Annotated in this window: 7 protein-coding genes; all 7 read left to right on the forward strand. The window is 33.2% G+C overall.

The window, feature by feature from the left end:
- Nucleotides 1–18 precede the first annotated feature (18 nt).
- Nucleotides 19–1,866 (forward strand): McrB family protein, encoded by a 1,848-nt coding sequence (locus tag QWY78_RS07720; RefSeq protein ID WP_290218301.1) that lies wholly within the window; start codon nucleotides 19–21, stop codon nucleotides 1,864–1,866.
- Nucleotides 1,866–3,149 (forward strand): 5-methylcytosine restriction system specificity protein McrC, encoded by a 1,284-nt coding sequence (locus tag QWY78_RS07725; protein WP_290218302.1) that lies wholly within the window; start codon nucleotides 1,866–1,868, stop codon nucleotides 3,147–3,149. Before QWY78_RS07720 ends, QWY78_RS07725 begins: the two co-directional genes overlap by 1 nt.
- Nucleotides 3,149–6,322 carry a type I restriction endonuclease subunit R gene (locus QWY78_RS07730; protein ID WP_290218305.1) on the forward strand — a complete coding sequence of 1,058 codons (3,174 nt, stop codon included), beginning with the start codon at nucleotides 3,149–3,151 and terminating at the stop codon, nucleotides 6,320–6,322. The genes QWY78_RS07725 and QWY78_RS07730 overlap by 1 nt, the downstream gene beginning before the upstream one ends.
- 49 nt (nucleotides 6,323–6,371) lie before the next feature.
- Nucleotides 6,372–7,133, forward strand: a complete 762-nt coding sequence (locus QWY78_RS07735) for a LytR/AlgR family response regulator transcription factor (RefSeq protein ID WP_290218307.1) — start codon at nucleotides 6,372–6,374, stop codon at nucleotides 7,131–7,133.
- Between the two features lie 131 nt (nucleotides 7,134–7,264).
- The gene (locus QWY78_RS07740; RefSeq protein WP_290218309.1) at nucleotides 7,265–8,140 is read left to right on the forward strand and encodes a viperin family antiviral radical SAM protein; all 876 of its coding nucleotides are present in this window, start codon (nucleotides 7,265–7,267) and stop codon (nucleotides 8,138–8,140) included.
- 372 nt (nucleotides 8,141–8,512) lie between these two features.
- Nucleotides 8,513–8,776, forward strand: coding sequence for a virulence RhuM family protein (locus QWY78_RS07745; protein WP_290218311.1), 264 nt, complete (start codon nucleotides 8,513–8,515; stop codon nucleotides 8,774–8,776).
- An 85-nt stretch (nucleotides 8,777–8,861) separates the two neighbouring features.
- Complete coding sequence (locus QWY78_RS07750; RefSeq protein ID WP_290218313.1) at nucleotides 8,862–9,824, forward strand: virulence RhuM family protein/type II toxin-antitoxin system death-on-curing family toxin; 963 nt, start codon at nucleotides 8,862–8,864, stop codon at nucleotides 9,822–9,824.
- The last annotated feature ends 400 nt before the right edge of the window (nucleotides 9,825–10,224 follow it).

Genomic DNA, 10,224 nt, shown 5'->3' on the forward strand with positions numbered 1-10,224 from the left:
ACTAGATAAAAAATTAAAATGAATTTTGAAAATCTAAAAGATCTTGTAAATAAGATTAATAATGAATGTGGGGAATTTTGTAGTAAGTTCCAATATAAAAGGAAAGAATTACTTGGTTTAGGAAGAATTGCAGCTGCTAATCAATTATACAGTTATACTGACGAGGAAAGAAATTGGGCTATTAATAAAGGAGGAGGAACGGAGTTACAATATCATGTTTTTTTGAGAGATGATTTGCTTGGCTATGGATTAGGTTTTAATACACAGTATGTTCCATTTGCAAATGACAAAAGCACTGTTGAGTATATGGAGCCCTATGCAAAGAGTTACTTATCGCAACATAATTTAGAAACCGCACTACTGAATAAAGGGTTCACTTATATTTATGGTGATAAGAATGATTTACAATACATAACTCATGATAAATATATACTCATAGGAAAAGAAATAGAAATTAGTAAAAATGGCAGTTTCAAAATAACTGATGAGGGTTTTAACCAAATTATAAATGATTTAACAGGAATTTTATTTGATACTTATGTTAAAATAATTGATGGGATAAATATTGATAAAATCACGACTATGAAAATTGATAATTTAAAAAGAGCATTGCTACATAAAAAGCAAATTATTCTACAAGGTCCTCCTGGAACTGGAAAAACCTATACTGCAAAAGATTTAGCGGAGCAGGTAATTTTTGGTAATATAACTTCAATTAAAAAAGAACAGAAAAAACGACTAGAGGAAAGCGGACAGTTCGAGCTGGTACAATTTCATCCATCTTACTCATATGAAGATTTTGTCCGCGGAATTACTGCAAAAAGCAAAGGGGATAAAATAGAATATGTTACAGAAGATCGTATTCTAGCATCATTTGCAAAGAAGGCTTTTATGAATTATGTAAGTTCAACCAAAGGCACGGAAATTATTTCAAAAAAAGAATGGGCAAGGGAAAAGCTTGCAGATTATGCTGAAATCGTACAGGAGAAAATTGATTCCGAAGGAGAATACCGTCTTACTGACAAAGTGAAATTGATTGATACCGATGAAAATGCTTTTTATTACACTGGAGATAATTGGTTTGATGGCATTCGACACCGTATGAAATTTAATGATATTGTTGAAGCCTATCTTTCAAATCCCGTAGATAAAAAATCTTTTAAATTATTAGATAATATTTCTGGTTCTGCAAAACAGCACTACGGATATTATTATAATGTTTTGGAGAAATTTCGAGCTAACCTCACAACAGAATATTCTGAATCTAGGAATGCTACAGTTGCGTCGGAGAGAAAATATGTTATGATCATTGATGAAATAAACCGGGCAAATCTACCAACGGTTTTAGGTGAATTAATTTATGCTCTCGAATATCGGGGTGAAAGTATCAACAGTCTTTATGAAATTAGTGAAGGAGACCGGTCAATAACTATTCCCGAAAATCTCTACATTATCGGAACGATGAACACAGCAGATCGAAGTGTTGGTCATATTGATTATGCTATCAGAAGACGATTTGCTTTTAAAGATATTCTCCCTGATCCTGCTCCAATTCATGAGGCTGGAAAAGAATATTTCAATCATATCTCGGGACTTTTTATCAAGGATTACAAAACTGATAAAACACGCCGGACTAAATCAGAATGTCTAGCTTCAGATTTTAAACCGGAGCAGGTTTGGCTAGGTCACAGCTACTTCATCACAAAAGAACCAACCGAAGAAAATCAACTTCCAAGCGAACAGGAACAGATGGAACAGAAACTTGAGACTGAAATTTTGCCGATTTTGCGAGAATATGTAAGTGATGGAATTTTGTTAGAAGAGGAAACTAAAATGCATCTTTTGAAACTGGATATTATTTTATAATGAAACCACTTGATTTCCCTGAGCAGTATAGAAACAGTATTACAACTCGCCATTCTCATTTTAATTTTAATGGATGGAACGAACTTTCGTACTCGTTTACTTTTCCAAATCATCGAAATAATGATAATCAGTTTTGCTATAATATTTTGAAAACGGAGAATGATTTTTATATTGAGGTTTCATACTTTATAGGAGTTGATCATATTCCTGAAACTGGTAAAACTATATATGTTTCGCCTAAATATAATGATGGAGAAAAGGAAACGGATTATTTGAAAATGCTTTTCGAGGCATTAGGAAACGCAGATGTAGTTCAGTACACAGATGAATTGTTTCTTGTAAAATGGGATGAACCTGTAATAAGCATTGAGCAAAAGCAGGATCATCTTACTCCACTTCTCATTGTCGTATTTCTGAATCTTTTGAAGACTATTGTAAAAAAAGGAGTGAAACGCTCATATTATCGTGTAGAAAATAACCTTAATTCTATGATAAAAGGAAAGATTCTTATTGCAAAAAACATCAAAAAGAATCACGTTCAGAATAAATTTCTGAATGTTTATTGTAGTTACGAGGAATACGGAATTAATCATCCTGAAAATCGTTTACTTAAAAAGGCTTTAAATTTCGTAAAACGCTATCTTGATTCAGTTCCGAATCTGAAGAATCACGAATTTACTGGAAGGATTTATAATTTTGTGAATCCGGCGTTTGAAAATGTCTCAGATGAGGTTCAAATATCAGAAATAAAAGCACTGAAGAATAATTCTTTTTATAAAGAATATGATCAAGCACTGCGTCTTGCTAAAATGATCATAAAAAGGTTTGGTTATAATATTTCCAGTATGGAAAAGAAAATGATCGAAACACCGCCTTTTTGGATTGATATGTCTAAACTTTTTGAACTTTATGTTTTGGCACAATTGAAGCAAAAATATGGAAATGATTTAAGTTTTCAGTATCCAGGAAAAGGAACATTTGTAGATTTTTTGGTACACAGTGATGATGAAAAAATAATCATAGATACAAAGTATAAAGTTGGATGGACAAAGGGTGATTACGATATGCATGATATCCGACAGTTAAGTGGATACTCAAGAGATTTGACGATTCTGAAAAAGCTTTATCCGGATATTAAGGTAGGTGCTTATCCTGTTGTTGATTGCCACATCATTTATCCTAATATGTTAGCTAATGAAGAATTAGAAAAAAATCCAAGTGAAAGTATCAAAGGATTTTATAAATTTACAAAACAACCCATTAAATTACCCCAAATAAACTAATGTCCTACGAATACTCAGAAGACGCACTTATAGAACAAGCCACCGAAGACGTTCTCAAAGAACTCGGTTGGAAAGTGGTAACTGCCTGGCAAAATGAAAGTTTTGGCGAGCAGGGTTTGTTGGGTCGTGATAACAAAACGGAAGTGGTTTTGGAACGGTATCTTTTGGCGGCTCTGAAAAGACTGAATCCCGATTTGCCGGAATTGGTTTATTCCAGAGCCATTGAAAAATTGGTGCAGCACGAAGCAGATAAAACCATTGCGCAACAAAACAAAGCCAAATACCAGTTTCTGAAAAATGGCGTAGAGGTTTCGTTTGTGAATGCAGAAGGTAAATCGCAAAAGAAAACTTTAAGAATATTTGATTTTAAAGATTACCACAATAATGATTTTCTGGCGGTTCGTCAGTTGGAAGTCAGTGGAGAATTGCATAACCGACGTCCAGATGTCATTGGTTTTGTAAATGGAATTCCTTTGGTTTTCTTTGAATTAAAATCGCATGCAAATGATTTAAGATCTGCTTACGATGATAATTTTAAGGATTATAAAGACACCATTCCGCATTTGTTCTACCACAATGCTATCGTAATTCTGTCTAATGGTACTGATGCAAAAGTTGGTACGATTACAAGTCCTTATAAATATTTCCTGGACTGGAAACGAATCACGGAAGAAGCGGAAGGGATAGTCAGTTTAGATACCATGCTGCGTGGAACTTGCGCTCCTGAAAATTTGATGGATCTTTTTGAAAACTTTTTGCTGTTCGATGAAAGCAATGGCAATATTGTAAAACTGATGGCTAAAAACCACCAGTTTATTGGTGTTAATAAAGTACTGGATAATGTTTCCAACATCGAGGATCTGGAAGGGAAATTAGGGGTTTACTGGCATACGCAAGGTTCGGGAAAAACCTATTCCATGGTTTTTCTGTGTGAAAAAATCCACCGAAAATTTGGCGGCTCATATACTTTCTTAATTGTCGTAGATCGCACCGAATTGGAAAATCAAGCTTATGATACTTTTTCTGGAGTTGGTGTGGTGACTAATAAAAACGTAATCGCAGGAAAAAAGAAAGGAGTTACGGGAAGAGATCATTTAAGAGAATTGTTGAGTGAAAACCACCGCTATGTATTTTCATTAATACATAAATTTTCCATCGATCCGAATTTGGAAACCGAATATCCATTAATTACGGACCGAAAAAATATCATCGTCATTTCTGATGAAGCACACCGAACTCAAGGCGGGAAATATGCAAGAAATATGCGCTTTTTTGGTTTGCCACATGCTTCTTATTTAGGTTTTACCGGAACACCGATTATCAAAGATGAAGAAGAAGTGACCAAAAATATTTTTGGGGAATATGTTTCAGTGTATGATTTCAAAAGAGCGATTGAAGATGAAGCAACGCTTCCGTTGAAATATTTGAATCGAGGCGAAAAATTAAATATAGAAAATCCCGTTTTAGATGAGCAAATGGCGGAGATTTTAGAAGAAGAAGATTTAGACGAAGATCAACAAAAGAAACTGGCATATTTATTTAAAAAAGAATATCCAATTTTAACTTCAGAATCTCGACTTCGTGCGATTGCGAAAGATTTGGTATGGCATTTCAATGAGCGCGGTTATCAAGGAAAAGCAATGTTTGTGGCACTAGACAAGCCAACTGCAGTGAGAATGTATGATTTTGTGATGGAATATTGGCCAGAATATTTAGCAGAATTAGAACAAAGAATCTCGAAAGCCAAAGATAGTCAAGAAGAAATGGAATTGCAGCGAAAATACAATTTGGTACAATCTACCGAAGTTGGTGTTGTGATAAGTTCTGAGCAAAATGAAATTGATAAATTCAAAAAAATGAATTTAGAAATTGAACCACACCGCAGAAAAATGGTGGAAAGAAATCTGGAAAAAGAATTCAAAAATGAAGAAAATCCATTTCGTTTGGCAATCGTTTGTGCAATGTGGATTACTGGTTTTGATGCACCTTGTGTTTCTACCGTTTACCTAGATAAACCGATTAAAGGACATACTTTGATGCAGACAATCGCCCGTGCCAATCGTGTGTATGATGATGAAAAGGAAAACGGATTGATCGTTGATTACGGTAATGTTTATCAGCAGTTAGAAAAAGCTTATGCCATTTATGGTGAAGGTCAGAAAGGAAAGGGTAGCGACGATGGAAAAAAAGACACGAAACCGTTTGAGCAATTAAAAGCAATGGCTGCCGAAATTCAATCCGCGATTGAGGAGGTGGAAACGATGTTGAAGGAAGAAGATTTTAGTTTGACTGCTTTGATAGAAGCAACAGCGATGGGAAAAATTGCAGCGGTAAATAATGGAGCCAATGCCGTTTGCAGAAATGAGGAATCACGGGCGAAGTTTGAGATCGCGGCTCGAAATGTTTTTCGCAAATACAAAGCGTTATTTCCCGAAAAAGAAGCCAGGAAATTTACGAAGCAGTACAATGCGATTGATGCGATTTACAATAAACTCAATCAGAAAACAAAAAGTGCCGATGTTACAGAAATCATTATGAAACTGCAAAGTGTTGTAAATGATTCCATCGTCATCGATACCGTTTCTGAACCTATAAATATTGCCATTGATTTATCCAATTTAGACGCAGATGCTTTAAGAAAAGCTTTTGAAAAAGTACAGCGCAAAAATGAACTGGTTTATGATCTTAACAAAGCAGTAGAGAATAAACTGGAGCAGATGCTGAAAGAAAATCCGTTACGAATGGATTTTTACGACCGCTATAAAGAAATTGTAGAAGCCTATAATAATGGTAAATCAGAAGCGGAATTAAAGCGAAGTTTTGAACAATTGACAGCTTTTGTTCAAACCCTCTCTAAGGAGGAGAAAAGAGCTTTTACAGAAAATTTGGATGAACCCACTTTATCGATTTTCGATTTACTCATTCAAAATAAAGAGCTTTCAAAGTCAGAAAGAGAGCAGGTCAAAAAAGTTGCAAAAGACACTTTGGAAAAACTTCAGAACGAAAAATTAAACATTCCGAACTGGAAAGAAAGCCGGGAAATGAAAGCTGGTATCAAAACTACGATTTACGATCAGTTGCTTTGGTTACCTGAAGATAAATATACTGATGAGGAAGTGAGTTTGAAAAGTTTGGCGGTCTATCAGCATGTTTATAGTTATGCTTATTTTTAAGATCAAAGAAATTAAATCTACCTTATAAAATTGTAAACCTAAATTTTCCATGACAAAAATTTACAAAATCGCGCTATTAGAAGACAATACAAAGCAACTGGAAAAACTGGAAGATTACATCGGAAAAATTCCAAATGCGGAATTGGTTTTAAAAAGTAGAAGTTCTGATGATTTTTTTGAACAATTAAAAAATTCTTCTCCGGAGATTTTAATTGCAGATTTAGATTTAGGAAATGATAGTATGACGGGAATGGAAGTTGCCATAGAACTGAAAATGCCAGTCTTTTTTGCAAGTATCAATACAGCAGATTATGTTGAAGATATGGAACATCTCAAAAGAGATTCGGAAGTTTGCGTAGATCATATTACGAAACCATTTACCGAAGAGCAGTTTGCAAAAAGTTTTAAAAGATTTTTGAAAGAAGTGCAGCTGTTTTCGAACTTGAAGTATGTTCATTTGGATTTCAATAAGACGAAAAGGAATAAAATTTTCATAGATGACATCGTCTATTTGTGTGCAGATAAACAAGCCGGATCTGAATCTAATAACAAGCAAATATATTTCACCACTCGGAAAAATGAAAATCTCATCGATTTTTCATTTTCAAAAATGGAAGAGAAGGGTTTGCTGAAATCGCAGTTTGTAACGATTCACAAATCTTTTAGGGTGAATAAAAAACACATCAAATGTTATCATAAAAAATCAGCCACCATCGAAATTAATGTTTTTGATGAAGTTGGTAAGACAAGAAGTCATCAATTGTCTGTGTCTGAAAATTACCAAAATGACATAAAAAAGAACTTCGGCTAAACGCTCTAATTCCTCATATTACCGCTTTTATTACTGCGTTTTCCATCTTATGATTGGGGAACGCTTTTTTTTGTTTTTTGGATTTTGTTTTGAAGTATAATAAACTTAACAATAAAACATTAAAAAGAATTATGAAAACAATTGAGGGGAATAAAATGATTCCTTCTGTTAATTATCATTTATGGGAACCCTGTAATATGAGATGCAAATTTTGCTTTGCTACTTTTCAAGACGTGAAAATACAATTGCCTAAAGGTCATTTACCCAAAGAGGAATCGATGAAATTGATAGAAGAAATCGCAGATTTCGGTTTCGTGAAGATCACTTTTGCAGGTGGTGAACCAACTTTATGTCCTTGGATTTCAGAATTGATAAAATTGGCGAAAGAAAATGGATTAACAACCATGATTGTTACTAATGGTTCTAAACTTAGTGAAGAATTTTTAATTGAAAATCAAAAAAATTTAGATTGGATTATTTTAAGCATTGATAGTATTCACCCAGAAACGAATATTAAATCAGGAAGAGCAATTACTGGAAAAAACCCAATTATAGAAGATGATTACAAAATGATTATTGATAGCATTAAAAAGTATGGTTTTCAATTAAAAATTAATACAGTAGTGCATCGTCACAATTACAGCGAATCTTTAATGGATCTAATGAAATATGCTCAACCAGAAAGATGGAAAGTATTTCAGGTCTTGCCAATCAAAGGAGAAAATGATGAACATATCGATGAATTTGTAATTGATGAGTCAGAATTTAATCATTTTATTACTACACATCAAGCATTAAAAGAGGAGGGAATAATGATTACGGAAAATAATTCTGAAATGAAAGATAGTTACGTAATGATTGATCCTGCAGGGAAATTCTATACCAATAAAAATGGTTTTCAGGAATATAGTGAGGCGATTTTACAGAATGGAATTAGAAATTCGTTTCAGCAAATGAATTATAATTACGACAAGTTTGTTGCGAGAGGAGGAATTTATAAATGGTAGTGAAATGTATAAAAGAGTAAGGGCACTTTTGTAAAAAAGTATTTGTAAATAATTAAAAATTTAACTTTTAAAAATTAATAAAAATGACAAAGAAAATGACACCACAACAAAATTAAGCCAACACTCAAAATTCTAACAAGGGAACTATCGGTGTTAATCAGCAAAATGCAAAAGCAAACGGAAACATAGGAAAACAACTCAACCCGAATCAGAATAAAAAATAGTAGAATATTTAATCCTCAGTAAATTACTGGGGATTTTTGCATTTGTTCAAATTCCATTATATCTTATCGTAATAATTCTTTATTAAACAGGTTTAAAACTTTTCAATTACTAAAAATATTTCGGAAATTTACAGAGCAATTACATCTTATGAAAACAGAAAACCTAATAGAAATTTATCAAGCCGGTGATGGCTCTACTCAAATCAATGTCCAATTTGAGGAGGATATGGTTTGGCTTACTCAAGTTCAGATGATGGAATTGTTTGGGAAAGCAAGAACGACTATTACAGAATGCATTCTAAATGTGTTTTCGGAAAACGAACTGGTTCAAGAAGCAACATGTCGGAAATTCCGACAAGTTCGAACGGAAGGTAAAAGAACTATTGAAAGTGAAATTGAGCATTACAATTAAAATGAGATTAAATCTGGTGGTTAATGAAAAAATATAATTTATAAAATCAAAATTATTTCTGAAATTTGCAGAACAATTACACTTAATGAAAACAGAAAATCAAATAGAAATTTACGAAAATATAGACTCTGGTGTTTCACTTGAAGTGCAGTTTGAAGGAGATACCGTTTGGTTGTCGCAAAATCAATTGAGTGAATTATTTAAGCAAACGAAACAAAATATAAGTCTGCATATAAATAATTGTTTTAAAGAAGGCGAGTTGGATTCAAATTCAGTTGTCAAGGATTCCTTGACAACTGCAGCAGATGGAAAGAAATATAAGACCAAATTTTACAATTTAGATGTCATCATTTCAGTTGGCTACAGAGTAAAATCCAAACAAGGAACCCAATTCCGTATTTGGGCAAACAAAATTCTAAAAGAATATTTGGTAAAAGGTTACTCTATAAACGAAAAAAGATTAGCGCAAAAAGAGCAGGAAGTTCAATTGTTGAAAAATGGAATTCAGATCTTAACCAGAGCCATTGAAGAAAAATCCGATGAGAATAAATGGTTATCTGTATTTTCTAAAGGATTAAAATTATTAGACGATTACGATCACGAAGAATTAGACTCTAAAGGTTTAACGAAAAAGCAAGCACTTTATCCCACCAGAGAAGATTATCAGCAACTCATCAATGAAATGGTGATAGATTTTGATTCGCAGGTTTTTGGAAAAGAAAAAGATCAAAATTTTGAAAGTTCAATTGCTCAAATAGAAAAAGGATTTGAAACCAACGATTTTTATCCAACCTTGGAAGAAAAAGCCACGATGCTTTTGTATCTCGTGGTGAAAAATCATTCTTTCGTAGATGGCAATAAAAGAATTGCAGCGGCGTGTTTCCTGAAATTTTTGCAAACCAATCAAATGCTTTACAACGCTAAAAAAGAATTAATTATTAGCAATGACACTTTGGCGAGTTTAACACTATTTATTGCATCAAGTAAACCCGACGAAATGGAAACCGTGAAACGATTAGTAATTAGTGTACTAAATAGAAATAAATAGACAACTGTCTTGCTGCATCTAAAATTTGCACATAATACCATATTCTGTCGCAAATATATCCTAAATTTGCGACAGAATTAATAGAAAATAATGACGTAAAGTTTTGATAGTAAAATAGTTGATAATATTAGAAAAGCGAGTAGGGGTGCGCGATTTTTTGCTGAATATTTTCATTAAGACTTGCTTTAATAGTTTTGTGTGATTTACATCAGATCACAGATAAAGCACGCTTTAATTATTAATATATGCAATTGCATATAATTTGCTATATTTGGACTGAATACTTGCAAAAGCATATAACAGTGGTAACCGTTGCACAACCCCAATATTTTCGAGATTACCCAAAATTTATAACAAAAAACGACCTCTTTTAAAGCGATTTAAGGGAGCTTTGTTTTTG

Source organism: Kaistella yonginensis, from assembly GCF_030409525.1.
Lineage (GTDB): Bacteria > Bacteroidota > Bacteroidia > Flavobacteriales > Weeksellaceae > Kaistella > Kaistella yonginensis.

What these genes read in the sequence shown, in the direction of transcription:
- QWY78_RS07745 (WP_290218311.1), top strand. Translation starts at nt 8,513, where the DNA reads ATGAAAACAGAAAACCTAATAGAAATTTATCAAGCCGGTGATGGCTCT.
- QWY78_RS07740 (WP_290218309.1), top strand. Translation starts at nt 7,265, where the DNA reads ATGAAAACAATTGAGGGGAATAAAATGATTCCTTCTGTTAATTATCAT.
- QWY78_RS07750 (WP_290218313.1), top strand. Translation starts at nt 8,862, where the DNA reads ATGAAAACAGAAAATCAAATAGAAATTTACGAAAATATAGACTCTGGT.
- QWY78_RS07725 (WP_290218302.1), top strand. Translation starts at nt 1,866, where the DNA reads ATGAAACCACTTGATTTCCCTGAGCAGTATAGAAACAGTATTACAACT.
- QWY78_RS07730 (WP_290218305.1), top strand. Translation starts at nt 3,149, where the DNA reads ATGTCCTACGAATACTCAGAAGACGCACTTATAGAACAAGCCACCGAA.
- QWY78_RS07735 (WP_290218307.1), top strand. Translation starts at nt 6,372, where the DNA reads ATGACAAAAATTTACAAAATCGCGCTATTAGAAGACAATACAAAGCAA.
- QWY78_RS07720 (WP_290218301.1), top strand. Translation starts at nt 19, where the DNA reads ATGAATTTTGAAAATCTAAAAGATCTTGTAAATAAGATTAATAATGAA.